Source organism: Klebsiella sp. F11, from assembly GCF_056712265.1.
In genome coordinates this window covers 5338151-5354706 of the sequence record NZ_CM160060.1, presented here as the reverse complement: position 1 = coordinate 5354706, position 16556 = coordinate 5338151, and the positions used below count along the sequence as shown (strand labels likewise).

The following is a 16556-nucleotide window of genomic DNA, read 5'->3' as shown; positions in this document are numbered from 1 at the left end:
TGCTGATATGGCTCAGTTGGTAGAGCGCACCCTTGGTAAGGGTGAGGTCCCCAGTTCGACTCTGGGTATCAGCACCACTTCTTTATCTCTCCTTCCCTGTTTCTCTCTATTTATTGCATTCAACAAGTCGGGCATGTTGCCTGGTTGATGTGGTGATATCACCGATTTATCCGTGTCTTAGAGGGACAATCGATGTCTAAAGAAAAGTTTGAACGTACAAAACCGCACGTTAACGTCGGTACTATCGGCCACGTTGACCATGGTAAAACAACGCTGACTGCTGCAATCACTACCGTTCTGGCTAAAACCTACGGTGGTTCTGCTCGTGCATTCGACCAGATTGATAACGCGCCGGAAGAAAAAGCTCGTGGTATCACCATCAACACCTCCCACGTTGAATATGACACCCCGACTCGCCACTACGCACACGTAGACTGCCCGGGCCACGCCGACTATGTTAAAAACATGATCACCGGTGCTGCGCAGATGGACGGCGCGATCCTGGTTGTTGCTGCGACTGACGGCCCGATGCCGCAGACTCGTGAGCACATCCTGCTGGGTCGTCAGGTAGGCGTTCCGTACATCATCGTGTTCCTGAACAAATGCGACATGGTTGATGACGAAGAGCTGCTGGAACTGGTTGAGATGGAAGTGCGTGAGCTGCTGTCTCAGTACGACTTCCCGGGCGACGACACCCCGATCGTTCGTGGTTCCGCGCTGAAAGCGCTGGAAGGCGAAGCCGACTGGGAAGCGAAAATCATCGAACTGGCAGGCTACCTGGATTCTTACATCCCGGAACCAGAACGTGCTATCGACAAGCCGTTCCTGCTGCCGATCGAAGACGTATTCTCCATCTCCGGTCGTGGTACCGTTGTTACCGGTCGTGTAGAGCGCGGTATCATCAAAGTGGGCGAAGAAGTTGAAATCGTTGGTATCAAAGACACCGCGAAATCTACCTGTACCGGCGTTGAAATGTTCCGCAAACTGCTGGACGAAGGCCGTGCGGGTGAGAACGTTGGCGTTCTGCTGCGTGGTATCAAACGTGAAGAAATCGAACGTGGTCAGGTACTGGCTAAGCCGGGTTCTATCAAGCCGCACACCAAATTCGAATCTGAAGTGTACATTCTGTCCAAAGACGAAGGCGGCCGTCATACTCCGTTCTTCAAAGGCTACCGTCCGCAGTTCTACTTCCGTACAACTGACGTGACTGGCACCATCGAACTGCCGGAAGGCGTAGAGATGGTAATGCCGGGCGACAACATCAAAATGGTTGTTACCCTGATCCACCCGATCGCGATGGACGACGGTCTGCGTTTCGCGATCCGTGAAGGCGGCCGTACTGTAGGCGCGGGCGTTGTTGCTAAAGTTCTCAGCTAATCGCTGATAACATTTGACGCAATGCGCAATAAAAGGGCATCATTTGATGCCCTTTTTGCACGCTTTCGAACCAGAACCTGGCTCATCAGTGATTTTTTTTGTCATAATCATTGCTGAGACAGGCTCTGTAGAGGGCGTTAAATCCGAAACGCAGCAGAGCATTTCGGTTTGGTTGCCTCGCTCCTGCGGGGCAAAATTATTTGTCTGAATTCTTGTGACAGGTTGGTTTATGAGTGCGAATACCGAAGCTCAAGGGAGCGGGCGCGGCCTGGAAGCGATGAAGTGGACGATCGTTGCCGTGCTGCTGATTGTGGCCATCGTAGGCAACTTCCTTTATCGTGACATTATGCTGGCGGTGCGTGCGCTGGCCGTGGTGATTCTGATCGCCGCTGCCGGTGGCGTCGCGCTGTTAACCACAAAAGGTAAGGCGACCGTAGCTTTCGCCCGTGAAGCGAGAACCGAAGTCCGCAAGGTAATCTGGCCAACTCGCCAGGAAACGTTGCACACCACGCTGATCGTTGCCGCGGTAACTGCGGTAATGTCACTGATCCTGTGGGGACTGGATGGTATTCTGGTTCGCCTGGTATCCTTTATCACTGGCCTGAGGTTCTGAGATGTCTGAAGCTCCTAAAAAACGTTGGTACGTCGTTCAGGCGTTTTCCGGTTTTGAAGGTCGCGTAGCTACCTCGTTGCGTGAACATATCAAATTGCACAATATGGAAGAGCTGTTTGGCGAAGTCATGGTGCCGACCGAAGAAGTGGTCGAGATCCGTGGCGGCCAGCGCCGCAAGAGCGAGCGCAAATTCTTCCCGGGTTACGTTCTGGTCCAGATGGTGATGAACGACGCAAGCTGGCACCTGGTGCGCAGCGTACCGCGCGTGATGGGCTTTATCGGCGGTACATCCGACCGTCCTGCGCCGATCAGCGACAAAGAAGTTGACGCGATCATGAACCGTCTTCAGCAGGTTGGCGATAAGCCGCGTCCTAAAACGCTGTTCGAACCGGGCGAAATGGTCCGCGTCAGCGATGGTCCGTTTGCTGACTTCAACGGTGTTGTTGAAGAAGTTGACTACGAGAAGTCCCGCCTGAAGGTTTCTGTTTCGATCTTTGGCCGTGCGACTCCGGTCGAGCTGGACTTTGCTCAGGTAGAAAAAGCCTAAGCGACGATCAAAAAAGCAGCGATTTAATCGTTGCATGAGGCGCGGAATTGACATACAATTTCGCGCCTTTTGTTTTTATGGGCCCAGCGTCCGTAAAGCGATATTGATAACGGGGAGCCTTTTTTAAAGGCGTTATACCCAAACGAGGAAATTTAAATGGCTAAGAAAGTACAAGCCTACGTCAAGCTGCAGGTTGCAGCTGGTATGGCAAACCCGAGCCCGCCGGTTGGTCCAGCTCTGGGTCAGCAGGGTGTGAACATCATGGAATTCTGTAAAGCGTTCAACGCCAAAACAGAATCCCTGGAAAAAGGTCTGCCGACTCCGGTTGTTATTACCGTTTACGCTGACCGTTCCTTTACCTTTGTTACCAAGACCCCACCGGCTGCTGTTCTGCTGAAGAAAGCTGCAGGCATCAAGTCTGGTTCCGGTAAGCCGAACAAAGATAAAGTAGGTAAAATTTCCCGCGCTCAGCTGCAGGAAATCGCGCAGACCAAAGCTGCCGACATGACTGGTTCTGACATTGAAGCGATGACTCGCTCCATTGAAGGTACTGCACGTTCCATGGGCCTGGTAGTAGAGGATTAAGAAATGGCTAAACTGACCAAGCGTATGCGCGTGATCCGTGACAAAGTTGATGCGACTAAACAGTACGACATCAATGAAGCTATTGCTCTGCTGAAAGAGCTGGCCACCGCTAAATTTACCGAAAGTGTAGACGTTGCCGTTAACCTCGGCATCGACGCTCGTAAATCTGACCAGAACGTCCGTGGCGCAACAGTACTGCCGCACGGCACTGGCCGTTCCGTTCGCGTAGCCGTATTTACCCAGGGCCCGAACGCTGAAGCTGCTAAAGCTGCAGGCGCCGAGCTGGTAGGTATGGAAGATCTGGCAGACCTGATCAAAAAAGGCGAAATGAACTTCGACGTTGTTATTGCTTCCCCGGATGCAATGCGCGTTGTTGGTCAGCTGGGCCAGGTTCTGGGTCCGCGTGGCCTGATGCCAAACCCGAAAGTGGGTACCGTTACTCCGAACGTTGCTGAAGCTGTTAAGAACGCTAAAGCAGGTCAGGTTCGCTATCGTAACGACAAAAACGGCATCATCCACACCACCATCGGTAAAGTGGACTTTGACGCTGACAAACTGAAAGAAAACCTGGAAGCCCTGCTGGTTGCGCTGAAAAAAGCAAAACCGACTCAGGCGAAAGGCGTTTTCATCAAGAAAGTTAGCCTCTCCACCACCATGGGTGCTGGCGTTGCCGTTGATCAAGCTGGTCTGAGCGCTTCTGCGAACTAAGATTAGCTTTACGTGGGCGGTGGATTTGTCTACAATTCTACCCCCACGATTCTGTTGAAATAAACAGAGACTATGCGAGTTATTCGAATTGCAGCAAGGCGGCAATTGAGTGAATCGCCGGGAGCGTAGTTAACTACGTGACCGGTGTGAGCGAAAGCAGCTAACGCAGCTGTGGTTCGAAGAACGAAGACATAGAAAGAATTTGTTCGTTGGAGCCTGGCCTATCCAGGCCTCCGTCGAAGACCGCAGGTGTTTCGCAAGAAACTTAATGCCCTGCGTAGACGGTGACAGAACGCTAAGATTATTTTTTGGATACTCTGGCTTGTTTCTGCTCACCGTATTAAGACGCTCTATTCGTTGAGTAGGGTGAAGTGAGTTCCCAGAGCATGAGCTCTGGCAAACATCCAGGAGCAAAGCTAATGGCTTTAAATCTTCAAGACAAACAAGCGATTGTTGCTGAAGTCAGCGAAGTAGCCAAAGGCGCGCTGTCTGCAGTAGTTGCGGATTCCCGTGGCGTTACTGTAGATAAAATGACTGAACTGCGTAAAGCAGGTCGTGAAGCTGGCGTTTACATGCGTGTTGTCCGCAACACCCTGCTGCGCCGCGTCGTTGAAGGTACTCAGTTCGAGTGCCTGAAAGACACGTTTGTTGGTCCGACCCTGATTGCATACTCTATGGAACACCCGGGCGCTGCCGCTCGTCTGTTCAAAGAGTTCGCGAAAGCGAATGCAAAATTTGAGGTTAAAGCCGCAGCCTTTGAAGGCGAGCTGATCCCGGCGTCGCAAATCGACCGCCTGGCAACTCTGCCGACCTACGAAGAAGCAATTGCACGCCTGATGGCAACCATGAAAGAAGCTTCGGCTGGCAAACTGGTTCGCACTCTGGCTGCTGTACGCGATGCGAAAGAAGCTGCTTAATCGCAGTTGTCTTTATAAAGCACTCGCTTACGTATAAACTTATTCTGATATTCAGGAACAATTTAAATGTCTATCACTAAAGATCAAATCATTGAAGCAGTATCCGCTATGTCCGTAATGGACGTTGTTGAACTGATCTCTGCAATGGAAGAAAAATTCGGTGTTTCCGCTGCTGCTGCTGTAGCTGTAGCTGCTGGCCCGGCTGAAGCTGCTGAAGAAAAAACTGAATTCGACGTAATTCTGAAAGCTGCTGGCGCTAACAAAGTTGCTGTAATCAAAGCAGTACGTAGCGCAACTGGCCTGGGTCTGAAAGAAGCTAAAGACCTGGTAGAATCTGCACCTGCTGCCCTGAAAGAAGGCATCAGCAAAGATGACGCAGAAGCACTGAAAAAATCTCTGGAAGAAGCTGGCGCTGAAGTTGAAGTTAAATAAGCCAACCTTTCCGGTTGCAGCCTGAGTAATCAGGCTGATGGCTGGTGACTATTTAGTCACCAGCCTTTTTGCGCTGTAAGGCGCCAGTAGCATTTCACACTGTTTGACTGCTGGTTGTCCTGACAATGCATGTTTCTATCGACGACTTAATATACTGCGACAGGGTGCTCGCTCTGTGTAAATCGCGACGAAATGGTTTAAGCGTGATAGCAACAGGTATTGCGGAAAGTGTTCCATTTTCCGGTCCACAAAATAGTGTTGCATAAAAAACTGCCTTTCTGAGGCAGACGGGTCGACTTGTCAGCGAGCTGAGGAACCCTATGGTTTACTCCTATACCGAGAAAAAACGTATTCGTAAGGATTTTGGTAAACGTCCGCAGGTTCTGGACATACCTTATCTCCTTTCTATCCAGCTTGATTCGTTTCAGAAGTTTATCGAGCAAGATCCTGAAGGGCAATATGGTCTGGAAGCTGCCTTCCGTTCCGTGTTCCCGATTAAAAGCTACAGCGGTAACTCCGAGCTGCAGTACGTCAGCTACCGTCTGGGCGAACCTGTATTTGATGTTAAAGAGTGCCAGATCCGCGGCGTGACCTACTCGGCACCGCTGCGCGTAAAACTGCGCCTGGTGATCTACGAGCGTGAAGCGCCGGAAGGCACCGTTAAGGACATCAAAGAACAAGAAGTCTACATGGGCGAAATCCCGCTCATGACCGACAACGGTACCTTTGTTATCAACGGTACTGAGCGTGTTATCGTTTCTCAGCTGCACCGTAGCCCGGGCGTCTTCTTTGACAGCGACAAAGGTAAGACCCACTCTTCCGGTAAGGTTCTGTATAACGCACGCATCATCCCTTACCGCGGTTCCTGGCTGGACTTCGAATTCGATCCGAAAGACAACCTGTTTGTCCGTATCGACCGTCGTCGTAAGCTGCCGGCAACCATCATCCTGCGCGCGCTGAATTACACCACTGAGCAGATCCTTGACCTGTTCTTCGAAAAAGTGGTCTTTGAGATTCGCGACAACAAGCTGCAGATGGAGCTGGTGCCGGAGCGTCTGCGTGGTGAAACCGCGTCCTTCGACATCGAAGCTAACGGTAAGATCTACGTCGAGAAAGCGCGCCGTATTACCGCTCGCCATATCCGCCAGCTGGAAAAAGACGATATTAAGCTTATCGAAGTTCCGGTTGAATACATCGCGGGTAAAGTTGCGGCTAAAGACTATGTCGATACCGCGACCGGCGAACTGATCTGCCCGGCGAACATGGAGCTGAGCCTCGATCTGCTGGCCAAACTGAGCCAGTCCGGTCATAAGCGCATTGAAACTCTGTTCACCAACGATCTGGACCACGGTGCGTACATCTCTGAAACCGTACGCGTCGACCCGACCAACGATCGCCTGAGCGCGCTGGTAGAAATCTACCGCATGATGCGTCCGGGTGAGCCGCCGACTCGTGAAGCGGCTGAAAACCTGTTTGAGAACCTGTTCTTCTCCGAAGACCGCTACGATCTGTCCGCGGTTGGTCGTATGAAGTTCAACCGTTCTCTGCTGCGTGACGAAATCGAAGGTTCCGGTATCCTGAGCAAAGACGACATCATTGAAGTGATGAAGAAGCTCATCGGTATCCGTAACGGTATTGGCGAAGTCGATGATATCGACCACCTCGGCAACCGTCGTATCCGTTCCGTTGGCGAAATGGCGGAAAACCAGTTCCGCGTTGGCCTGGTTCGCGTAGAGCGTGCGGTTAAAGAGCGTCTGTCCCTGGGCGATCTGGATACCCTGATGCCTCAGGATATGATCAACGCCAAGCCGATTTCTGCAGCAGTGAAAGAGTTCTTCGGTTCCAGCCAGCTGTCTCAGTTTATGGACCAGAACAACCCGCTGTCCGAGATTACGCACAAACGTCGTATCTCTGCCCTCGGCCCAGGCGGTCTGACCCGCGAGCGCGCAGGCTTTGAAGTTCGAGACGTACACCCGACCCACTACGGTCGCGTATGTCCAATCGAAACGCCTGAAGGCCCGAACATCGGTCTGATCAACTCCCTGTCCGTGTATGCACAGACTAACGAATACGGCTTCCTCGAAACTCCGTATCGTAAAGTGACCAACGGCGTTGTCACCGACGAAATTCATTACCTCTCTGCTATCGAAGAAGGTAACTACGTCATCGCTCAGGCGAACTCCAACCTGGATGACGAAGGCCACTTTGAAGAAGACCTGGTAACCTGCCGTAGCAAAGGCGAATCCAGCTTGTTCAGCCGCGACCAGGTTGACTACATGGACGTATCCACCCAGCAGGTGGTTTCCGTCGGTGCGTCCCTGATCCCGTTCCTGGAACACGATGACGCCAACCGTGCATTGATGGGTGCGAACATGCAACGTCAGGCGGTTCCGACTCTGCGCGCTGATAAGCCGCTGGTTGGTACCGGTATGGAACGTGCTGTTGCCGTTGACTCCGGTGTTACTGCGGTTGCTAAACGTGGCGGTACCGTTCAGTACGTGGACGCATCCCGTATCGTTATCAAAGTTAACGATGATGAGATGTACCCGGGCGAAGCCGGCATCGACATCTATAACCTGACCAAGTACACCCGTTCTAACCAGAACACCTGCATCAACCAGATGCCTTGCGTGTCCCTGGGTGAGCCAATTGAGCGCGGCGACGTGCTGGCAGACGGTCCGTCCACCGATCTTGGTGAACTGGCTCTCGGTCAGAACATGCGCGTAGCGTTCATGCCGTGGAACGGCTACAACTTCGAAGACTCCATCCTCGTCTCCGAGCGTGTGGTTCAGGAAGATCGTTTCACCACGATTCACATCCAGGAACTGGCGTGTGTGTCCCGTGATACCAAGCTGGGGCCGGAAGAGATCACCGCTGATATCCCGAACGTGGGTGAAGCTGCGCTCTCCAAACTGGACGAATCCGGTATCGTTTACATCGGTGCAGAAGTGACCGGCGGCGACATTCTGGTTGGTAAGGTTACGCCGAAAGGTGAAACTCAGCTGACGCCAGAAGAGAAACTGCTGCGTGCAATCTTCGGTGAGAAAGCGTCTGACGTTAAAGACTCTTCTCTGCGCGTACCGAACGGCGTATCGGGTACCGTTATCGACGTTCAGGTCTTTACCCGCGATGGCGTTGAGAAAGACAAACGCGCGCTGGAAATCGAAGAGATGCAGCTGAAGCAGGCGAAAAAAGACCTGTCTGAAGAACTGCAGATCTTCGAAGCTGGCCTGTTTGGTCGTATCTACGCGGTGCTGGTTTCCGGCGGTGTTGAAGCTGAGAAGCTCGACAAGCTGCCGCGCGACCGCTGGCTGGAACTGGGCCTGGCCGACGAAGAGAAACAAAATCAGCTGGAGCAGCTGGCTGAGCAGTACGACGAACTGAAACACGAGTTCGAGAAAAAACTCGAAGCGAAACGCCGTAAAATTACCCAGGGCGACGATCTGGCACCGGGCGTGCTGAAGATTGTTAAAGTGTATCTGGCCGTTAAACGTCAGATTCAGCCTGGTGATAAAATGGCGGGCCGTCACGGTAACAAGGGTGTTATCTCTAAGATCAACCCGATCGAAGATATGCCTTACGATGAAAACGGCACGCCGGTAGACATCGTACTGAACCCGCTGGGCGTACCGTCTCGTATGAACATCGGTCAGATTCTGGAAACCCACCTGGGTATGGCTGCGAAAGGCATCGGCGAGAAAATCAACGCCATGCTGAAACAGCAGCAGGAAGTCGCCAAACTGCGCGAATTCATCCAGAAAGCGTACGATCTGGGTACAGACGTTCGTCAGAAGGTCGATCTGAATACCTTCACCGATGATGAAGTTCTGCGTCTTGCTGAAAACCTGAAAAAAGGTATGCCGATCGCAACGCCGGTATTCGACGGTGCGAAAGAGTCTGAAATCAAGGAACTGTTACAGCTGGGTGGCCTGCCGACTTCCGGTCAGATTACCCTGTTTGACGGTCGTACCGGCGAGCAGTTCGAGCGCCAGGTTACCGTCGGCTATATGTACATGCTGAAACTGAACCACCTGGTTGATGACAAGATGCATGCGCGTTCTACCGGTTCTTACAGCCTGGTTACTCAGCAGCCGCTGGGTGGTAAGGCTCAGTTCGGTGGCCAGCGCTTCGGTGAGATGGAAGTGTGGGCGCTGGAAGCATACGGCGCAGCATACACCCTGCAGGAAATGCTCACCGTTAAATCTGATGACGTTAACGGTCGTACGAAGATGTATAAAAACATCGTCGACGGCAACCATCAGATGGAACCGGGCATGCCGGAATCCTTCAACGTACTGTTGAAAGAGATTCGCTCGCTGGGCATCAACATCGAACTGGAAGACGAGTAACTCTCGCTCAAACAGGTCACTGGTGCCGGGGTCATACCCGGCGCCAGATTGTGCTAACTCCGACGGGAGCAAATCCGTGAAAGATTTATTAAAGTTTCTGAAAGCGCAGACTAAAACCGAAGAGTTTGATGCGATCAAAATTGCTCTGGCCTCGCCAGACATGATCCGTTCATGGTCTTTCGGTGAAGTTAAAAAGCCGGAAACCATCAACTACCGTACGTTCAAACCAGAACGTGACGGCCTTTTCTGTGCGCGTATTTTCGGGCCAGTAAAAGATTACGAGTGCCTGTGCGGTAAGTACAAGCGCCTGAAACACCGTGGTGTGATCTGTGAGAAGTGCGGCGTTGAAGTGACCCAGACTAAAGTGCGTCGTGAGCGCATGGGCCACATCGAGCTGGCGTCTCCGACTGCCCACATCTGGTTCCTGAAATCGCTGCCGTCCCGTATCGGTCTTCTGCTCGATATGCCGCTGCGCGATATCGAACGCGTTCTGTACTTCGAATCTTATGTTGTTATCGAAGGCGGGATGACCAACCTCGAACGCAACCAGATCCTGACCGAAGAGCAGTATCTGGACGCGCTGGAAGAGTTTGGCGACGAGTTCGACGCGAAGATGGGGGCGGAAGCTATCCAGGCCCTGCTGAAGAGCATGGATCTGGAGCAGGAGTGCGAACAGCTGCGTGAAGAGCTGAACGAAACCAACTCCGAAACCAAACGTAAAAAGCTGACCAAGCGTATCAAGCTGCTGGAAGCGTTCGTGCAGTCTGGCAACAAGCCGGAGTGGATGATCCTGACCGTTCTGCCGGTTCTGCCGCCAGATCTGCGTCCGCTGGTACCGCTGGATGGCGGTCGTTTCGCGACTTCTGACCTGAACGATCTGTATCGTCGCGTCATTAACCGTAACAACCGTCTGAAACGTCTGCTGGATCTGGCTGCGCCGGATATCATCGTACGCAACGAAAAACGTATGCTGCAGGAAGCGGTTGACGCCCTGCTGGATAACGGCCGTCGCGGTCGTGCGATCACCGGTTCTAACAAACGTCCTCTGAAATCTTTGGCCGACATGATCAAAGGTAAGCAGGGTCGTTTCCGTCAGAACCTGCTCGGTAAGCGTGTTGACTACTCCGGTCGTTCTGTTATCACCGTAGGTCCATACCTGCGTCTGCATCAGTGCGGTCTGCCGAAGAAAATGGCGCTGGAGCTGTTCAAACCGTTCATCTACGGCAAGCTGGAGCTGCGTGGCCTGGCCACCACCATCAAAGCCGCGAAGAAAATGGTTGAGCGCGAAGAAGCCGTCGTTTGGGATATCCTGGACGAAGTTATCCGCGAACACCCGGTACTGCTGAACCGTGCGCCAACCCTGCACCGTTTAGGTATCCAGGCGTTTGAACCGGTTCTGATCGAAGGTAAAGCTATCCAGCTGCACCCGCTGGTTTGTGCGGCCTATAACGCCGACTTCGATGGTGACCAGATGGCTGTTCACGTACCGCTGACGCTGGAAGCCCAGCTGGAAGCGCGTGCGCTGATGATGTCTACCAACAACATCCTGTCCCCGGCGAACGGCGAGCCAATCATCGTTCCTTCTCAGGACGTTGTACTGGGCCTGTACTACATGACCCGTGACTGTGTTAACGCCAAAGGCGAAGGCATGGTGCTGACTGGCCCGAAAGAAGCCGAGCGTATTTATCGCGCTGGCCTGGCCTCTCTGCATGCGCGCGTTAAGGTGCGTATCACCGAATACGAAAAAGATGAAAACGGACAGTTCGTCGCGAAAACCAGCCTGAAAGACACGACCATTGGCCGTGCGATTCTGTGGATGATCGTGCCTAAAGGTCTGCCGTTCACTATCGTGAACCAGGCGCTGGGCAAGAAAGCGATCTCTAAGATGCTGAACACCTGCTACCGTATTCTGGGCCTGAAACCGACCGTTATTTTTGCGGACCAGACGATGTACACCGGCTTTGCTTATGCAGCGCGTTCAGGTGCATCCGTTGGTATTGATGACATGGTCATCCCGGAGAAAAAATACGAGATCATCAGCGAAGCGGAAGCTGAAGTTGCTGAAATCCAGGAACAGTTCCAGTCCGGTCTGGTGACCGCGGGCGAACGCTACAACAAAGTTATCGATATCTGGGCTGCGGCGAACGATCGTGTATCCAAAGCGATGATGGATAACCTGCAAACCGAAACCGTGATTAACCGTGACGGCGTCGAAGAGCAGCAGGTTTCCTTCAACAGCATCTACATGATGGCCGACTCCGGTGCGCGTGGTTCTGCGGCACAGATTCGTCAGCTGGCGGGTATGCGTGGTCTGATGGCGAAGCCGGATGGCTCCATCATCGAAACGCCGATCACCGCGAACTTCCGTGAAGGTCTGAACGTACTCCAGTACTTCATCTCCACGCACGGTGCGCGTAAAGGTCTGGCGGATACCGCACTGAAAACAGCGAACTCCGGTTACCTGACTCGTCGTCTGGTTGACGTTGCACAGGACCTGGTCGTTACTGAAGACGACTGTGGCACCCTGGAAGGCATCACCATGACCCCGGTTATCGAGGGTGGCGATGTTAAAGAGCCGCTACGCGATCGCGTTCTGGGTCGTGTGACCGCTGAAGACGTTCTGAAGCCGGGTACTGCGGATATTCTGGTTCCACGCAACACGCTGCTGCACGAGCACTGGTGTGACCTGCTGGAAGAGAACTCCGTTGACTCCGTCAAAGTGCGTTCTGTCGTATCCTGTGACACCGACTTTGGTGTATGTGCGCACTGCTACGGTCGTGACCTGGCGCGTGGCCACATCATCAACAAAGGTGAGGCTATCGGCGTTATCGCGGCACAGTCCATCGGTGAGCCGGGTACACAGCTGACGATGCGTACGTTCCACATCGGTGGTGCGGCATCTCGTGCGGCTGCTGAATCCAGCATCCAGGTGAAAAACAAAGGTAGCATCCGTCTTAGCAACGCTAAATCGGTTGTGAACTCTGCCGGTAAGCTGGTAGTGACCTCGCGTAACACCGAACTGAAGCTGATCGACGAATTCGGTCGTACCAAAGAGAGCTATAAAGTTCCTTACGGTGCGGTGATGGCGAAAGGCGACGGTGAGCAGGTTGCCGGCGGGGAAACCGTGGCAAACTGGGATCCGCACACCATGCCGGTTATCACTGAAGTTAGCGGTTTCATCCGCTTTACTGACATGATTGACGGCCAGACCATTACTCGTCAGACCGACGAGCTGACCGGTCTGTCTTCGCTGGTGGTTCTGGATTCTGCAGAACGTACCGCGGGTGGTAAAGACCTGCGTCCGGCCCTGAAAATCGTTGATGCCAACGGTAACGACGTGCTGATCCCTGGCACCGATATGGCGGCACAGTACTTCCTGCCGGGTAAAGCGATTGTCCAGCTGGAAGATGGTATCCAGATTAGTGCGGGTGACGCACTGGCGCGTATTCCTCAGGAATCCAGCGGTACCAAGGATATTACCGGTGGTCTGCCGCGCGTTGCCGACCTGTTCGAAGCGCGTCGTCCGAAAGAGCCGGCAATCCTGGCCGAAATCAGCGGTATCATCTCCTTCGGTAAAGAAACCAAAGGTAAACGTCGTCTGGTCATCACTCCGTTAGACGGTAGCGATCCATACGAAGAGATGATTCCGAAATGGCGTCAGCTGAACGTGTTTGAAGGTGAACGTGTAGAACGTGGTGACGTGGTTTCCGACGGTCCGGAAGCGCCGCACGACATTCTGCGTCTTCGTGGCGTACACGCGGTAACGCGTTATATCACCAACGAAGTACAGGACGTTTACCGTCTGCAAGGCGTTAAGATTAACGATAAGCACATTGAAGTTATCGTTCGTCAGATGCTGCGTAAAGCGACCATCGACAGCGCCGGTAGCTCCGACTTCCTCGAAGGCGAGCAGGTTGAATACTCCCGCATCAAGATTGCTAACCGCGATCTGGAAGCGAACGGCAAAGTTGCGGCAACTTTCTCCCGCGACCTTCTGGGTATCACCAAAGCGTCTCTGGCAACCGAATCGTTCATCTCTGCAGCATCGTTCCAGGAGACTACTCGTGTCCTGACCGAAGCAGCCGTTGCGGGCAAACGCGACGAACTGCGTGGCCTGAAAGAGAACGTTATCGTGGGTCGTCTGATCCCGGCTGGTACCGGCTACGCGTACCACCAGGATCGTATGCGCCGCAGGGCCGCTGGCGAGCAGCCTGCTGCACCGCAGGTCACCGTTGAAGAAGCGTCTGCCAACCTGGCAGAGCTGCTGAACGCGGGCCTTGGCGGTTCAGACAACGATTAATCGTTGACGCTATGCTAAAAAAGCCAGTCAGGTTTCCTGACTGGCTTTTTTTATTCTTACGCCGCCGCATCGGCGCGTTATTTTATTTAATCTATATTTGATTACATTCCATTAATATACGGGCAGCAATTAAGTCTTATTTTATTAATATAAATCCCGCCGGCCGAATCTCTTTTATTCCTCAGTAAATATATGGGTAAAAGTTCTACGCGTATCAAAAAAATAAAAATCAAAAAAGGTATAGTCAAAAAATCCGGATAATCAGGCGATTGCGCCTTTCCTTATCGTCAGTTTTTACAAGCTGAGGCGCCGCTTCATCTATTTAAAATGCCATTGAGGAGGCCGGTAAATAAGAATGCGACGACGCGATAGATGATTTCGACCTAATAGAGTGGTTCTGGGGGAAGTATGGAATTTGCTATACAACTTATCATTATCTTAATCTGTCTGTTTTATGGTGCCAGAAAAGGCGGTATCGCGCTCGGTCTTCTGGGCGGTATCGGGCTGGTTATTTTAGTCTTTGTTTTTCATCTTCAGCCGGGCAAGCCGCCGGTTGACGTTATGCTGGTGATTATTGCGGTCGTGGCCGCATCGGCAACGCTACAGGCTTCCGGAGGTTTAGACGTAATGCTGCAGATTGCTGAAAAGCTCCTGCGGCGCAATCCAAAGTATGTTTCAATCGTCGCGCCGTTTGTGACCTGCACGCTGACTATCCTTTGCGGCACCGGCCACGTGGTCTATACCATCCTGCCCATTATTTATGACGTCGCGATTAAGAACAATATTCGTCCCGAGCGTCCTATGGCGGCAAGTTCCATTGGCGCACAGATGGGTATTATCGCCAGCCCGGTCTCCGTTGCGGTCGTTTCGCTGGTGGCAATGCTCGGTAACTTTACCTTTAACGGTAAGCACCTGGAGTTTCTCGATCTGCTGGCAATCACCATTCCTTCAACCCTGCTGGGTATTCTGGCGATCGGTATTTTTAGCTGGTTTCGCGGCAAGGACCTGGATAAAGACGAAGAGTTCCAGGCATTTATCGCGACGCCGGAAAACCGCCACTACGTATACGGCGATACTGCCACGCTGCTGGACCGCAAGCTGCCGACCAGCAACTGGGTAGCGATGTGGATCTTCCTTGCCTCTATTGCGGTGGTCGCCCTGCTGGGCGCGTTCTCCGGACTGCGGCCCGCTTTTGACGGCAAGCCGCTGTCGATGGTGCTGGTTATCCAGATGTTTATGCTGTTTTCCGGGGCACTGATCATCATCATCACCAAAACCAATCCGGCCTCTATTTCTAAAAATGAGGTATTCCGCTCGGGAATGATCGCCATTGTGGCGGTATACGGTATTGCGTGGATGGCGGAGACCATGTTTGGCGCGCACATGTCTGAGATTAAGGGCGTGCTGGGCGAGATGGTAAAAGAGTATCCGTGGGCCTACGCCATTGTTCTGCTGATTGTCTCCAAATTCGTCAACTCCCAGGCGGCGGCGCTGGCGGCTATTGTCCCCGTTGCGCTGGCGATTGGCGTCGACCCGGCCTATATCGTGGCGTCCGCGCCGGCGTGCTACGGTTATTATATTCTGCCAACCTATCCCAGCGACCTGGCCGCTATTCAGTTCGACCGCTCGGGGACGACCCGAATCGGCCGCTTTGTCATTAACCACAGCTTTATTTTGCCGGGGCTCATTGGCGTCAGCGTCTCGTGCGTATTTGGCTGGATATTTGCTGCGCTATACGGATTTTTGTAATAAAAAAAGCAGGTGCCGAACGGGCACCTGCTGCATAAAGCGGTGTAATTTACTGCGGAATACGGCGATACAGTTCGATCATATCGGTCGCCAGATCCTGGATTACCATCGCGTTCATCAGATGATCCTGAGAGTGAACGGTAATCAGGTTGACCGGAAGCTTGCCGGACCCTTCATCCAGGCCGATAAGCTGGGTCTGGATTTTATGCGCGTGCTTCACAAACTCATGAGATTCTGCCATCGCCTGCTCGGCGGCGGAAAAATCGCCCTTGCGCGCCAGCTGCAGCGCGGTTAAGGCAGAACTACGCGCCGAACCGGCGTTAACCAGCAGCTCCATAATGATCGTTTCTAAATCTTCCATCTCTTACTCCATCAACTTCAGGGCTTTATCCAGAACGGCATCGCCTTTCATCATGCCGTAATCCATCATATCGATAACGGCAACTTTTTTACCGAACGGATCGGCCAGCGCCTGCAGTTTGGCCTGCTCATACTTCACCTGCGGGCCCAGCAGGATAATATCGGCAGCCGCCAGATTGTCCTTAAACTCGGCAACCGGCACGGCTTTAATCGAGACTTCCACCCCTTTCTGCTGCGCGGCAGCTTGCATACGTTGAACCAGCATGCTGGTGGACATACCTGCGGCACAGCATAAAACGATATTCTTCATAGTTCGTCGCCTTTATGTTCCTTGATGTATCATCTTTAACGCGGGCAGGGTGGCGGAACAACCGCTATGCAGCGATTGTGTGTAAGGCATCACAAAATAATGAAACCGGTTTCGGTTTGCGTGTTTAAATGATAAAACAGTCCACCGACTCGGGCTTTGCGGGGAGGCAGGCTTGACGTTCTGACGAGACGATTCTTGCCCTGCGGCTTCGCTTTACGGCGCGCTTCGTCCACGCTGACCGCCCGTTTATCCGGTGACTCCATACTCCATACTCCATCGCCGAGGCCCGCGCCGGGGCTTTCGTCCGTT

At 53.0% G+C, this 16556-nt stretch carries 13 protein-coding genes and 1 tRNA gene; 11 read left to right on the top strand and 3 right to left on the bottom strand.

The genetic code is table 11. From position 1 onward, the window contains the following. The first annotated feature begins 1 nt into the window (after position 1). The 11 genes from AC1M2H_RS26265 (at position 2) to dcuB (ending at position 15577) form a co-directional block, all read left to right on the top strand. Positions 2-77, top strand: a tRNA-Thr gene (locus AC1M2H_RS26265). A gap of 115 nt (positions 78-192) precedes the next feature. Continuing rightward, complete coding sequence (gene tuf / locus AC1M2H_RS26260; RefSeq protein WP_047663733.1) at positions 193-1377, top strand: elongation factor Tu; 1185 nt, start codon at positions 193-195, stop codon at positions 1375-1377. Between the two features lie 229 nt (positions 1378-1606). Then, positions 1607-1990, top strand: coding sequence for a preprotein translocase subunit SecE (secE, locus tag AC1M2H_RS26255; protein WP_041143536.1), 384 nt, complete (start codon positions 1607-1609; stop codon positions 1988-1990). A 1-nt stretch (position 1991) separates the two neighbouring features. After that, positions 1992-2537, top strand: coding sequence for a transcription termination/antitermination protein NusG (gene nusG, locus AC1M2H_RS26250; protein WP_002438628.1), 546 nt, complete (start codon positions 1992-1994; stop codon positions 2535-2537). Positions 2538-2693: 156 nt separating this feature from the next. After that, a complete protein-coding gene (gene rplK, locus AC1M2H_RS26245; protein ID WP_041143538.1) occupies positions 2694-3122 on the top strand; it encodes a 50S ribosomal protein L11 in 429 nt (142 codons plus the stop codon). Between the two features lie 3 nt (positions 3123-3125). After that, positions 3126-3830 carry a 50S ribosomal protein L1 gene (gene rplA / locus AC1M2H_RS26240; RefSeq protein ID WP_426813519.1) on the top strand — a complete coding sequence of 235 codons (705 nt, stop codon included), beginning with the start codon at positions 3126-3128 and terminating at the stop codon, positions 3828-3830. Positions 3831-4249: 419 nt separating this feature from the next. Next, entirely contained in the window at positions 4250-4747 is a 498-nt protein-coding gene (gene rplJ, locus AC1M2H_RS26235) for a 50S ribosomal protein L10 (protein WP_001207203.1), read from the top strand. Positions 4748-4813: 66 nt separating this feature from the next. Then, on the top strand, positions 4814-5179 hold the full coding sequence (gene rplL / locus AC1M2H_RS26230) for a 50S ribosomal protein L7/L12 (protein WP_004118416.1): 366 nt from the start codon (positions 4814-4816) through the stop codon (positions 5177-5179). Positions 5180-5499: 320 nt separating this feature from the next. Continuing rightward, complete coding sequence (gene rpoB, locus AC1M2H_RS26225) at positions 5500-9528, top strand: DNA-directed RNA polymerase subunit beta (RefSeq protein ID WP_480149650.1); 4029 nt, start codon at positions 5500-5502, stop codon at positions 9526-9528. A 76-nt stretch (positions 9529-9604) separates the two neighbouring features. After that, complete coding sequence (gene rpoC, locus AC1M2H_RS26220; protein ID WP_426813518.1) at positions 9605-13828, top strand: DNA-directed RNA polymerase subunit beta'; 4224 nt, start codon at positions 9605-9607, stop codon at positions 13826-13828. A gap of 408 nt (positions 13829-14236) precedes the next feature. Further along, positions 14237-15577, top strand: a complete 1341-nt coding sequence (gene dcuB / locus AC1M2H_RS26215) for an anaerobic C4-dicarboxylate transporter DcuB (protein WP_480149649.1) — start codon at positions 14237-14239, stop codon at positions 15575-15577. Between the two features lie 49 nt (positions 15578-15626). Here dcuB and AC1M2H_RS26210 read toward each other — a convergent pair whose 3' ends face one another. The 3 genes from AC1M2H_RS26210 to AC1M2H_RS26200 all read right to left on the bottom strand — a co-directional run bounded on the left by AC1M2H_RS26210 (position 15627) and on the right by AC1M2H_RS26200 (position 16510). After that, a complete protein-coding gene (locus AC1M2H_RS26210) occupies positions 15627-15938 on the bottom strand; it encodes a PTS lactose/cellobiose transporter subunit IIA (protein ID WP_480149648.1) in 312 nt (103 codons plus the stop codon). Between the two features lie 3 nt (positions 15939-15941). After that, positions 15942-16202, bottom strand: a complete 261-nt coding sequence (locus AC1M2H_RS26205) for a PTS sugar transporter subunit IIB (RefSeq protein ID WP_235891583.1) — start codon at positions 16200-16202, stop codon at positions 15942-15944. A gap of 134 nt (positions 16203-16336) precedes the next feature. Further along, positions 16337-16510: a hypothetical protein gene (locus AC1M2H_RS26200; RefSeq protein ID WP_480149647.1), complete on the bottom strand. Its 174-nt coding sequence runs from the start codon at positions 16508-16510 to the stop codon at positions 16337-16339. Between the last annotated feature and the right edge of the window lie 46 nt (positions 16511-16556).

What these genes read in the sequence shown, in the direction of transcription:
- rpoB (WP_480149650.1), top strand. Translation starts at nt 5,500, where the DNA reads ATGGTTTACTCCTATACCGAGAAAAAACGTATTCGTAAGGATTTTGGT.
- AC1M2H_RS26200 (WP_480149647.1), bottom strand. Translation starts at nt 16,510, where the DNA reads ATGGAGTCACCGGATAAACGGGCGGTCAGCGTGGACGAAGCGCGCCGT.
- rplJ (WP_001207203.1), top strand. Translation starts at nt 4,250, where the DNA reads ATGGCTTTAAATCTTCAAGACAAACAAGCGATTGTTGCTGAAGTCAGC.
- rplK (WP_041143538.1), top strand. Translation starts at nt 2,694, where the DNA reads ATGGCTAAGAAAGTACAAGCCTACGTCAAGCTGCAGGTTGCAGCTGGT.
- rplL (WP_004118416.1), top strand. Translation starts at nt 4,814, where the DNA reads ATGTCTATCACTAAAGATCAAATCATTGAAGCAGTATCCGCTATGTCC.
- dcuB (WP_480149649.1), top strand. Translation starts at nt 14,237, where the DNA reads ATGGAATTTGCTATACAACTTATCATTATCTTAATCTGTCTGTTTTAT.
- tuf (WP_047663733.1), top strand. Translation starts at nt 193, where the DNA reads ATGTCTAAAGAAAAGTTTGAACGTACAAAACCGCACGTTAACGTCGGT.
- secE (WP_041143536.1), top strand. Translation starts at nt 1,607, where the DNA reads ATGAGTGCGAATACCGAAGCTCAAGGGAGCGGGCGCGGCCTGGAAGCG.
- AC1M2H_RS26210 (WP_480149648.1), bottom strand. Translation starts at nt 15,938, where the DNA reads ATGGAAGATTTAGAAACGATCATTATGGAGCTGCTGGTTAACGCCGGT.
- rplA (WP_426813519.1), top strand. Translation starts at nt 3,126, where the DNA reads ATGGCTAAACTGACCAAGCGTATGCGCGTGATCCGTGACAAAGTTGAT.
- AC1M2H_RS26205 (WP_235891583.1), bottom strand. Translation starts at nt 16,202, where the DNA reads ATGCTGGTTCAACGTATGCAAGCTGCCGCGCAGCAGAAAGGGGTGGAA.
- nusG (WP_002438628.1), top strand. Translation starts at nt 1,992, where the DNA reads ATGTCTGAAGCTCCTAAAAAACGTTGGTACGTCGTTCAGGCGTTTTCC.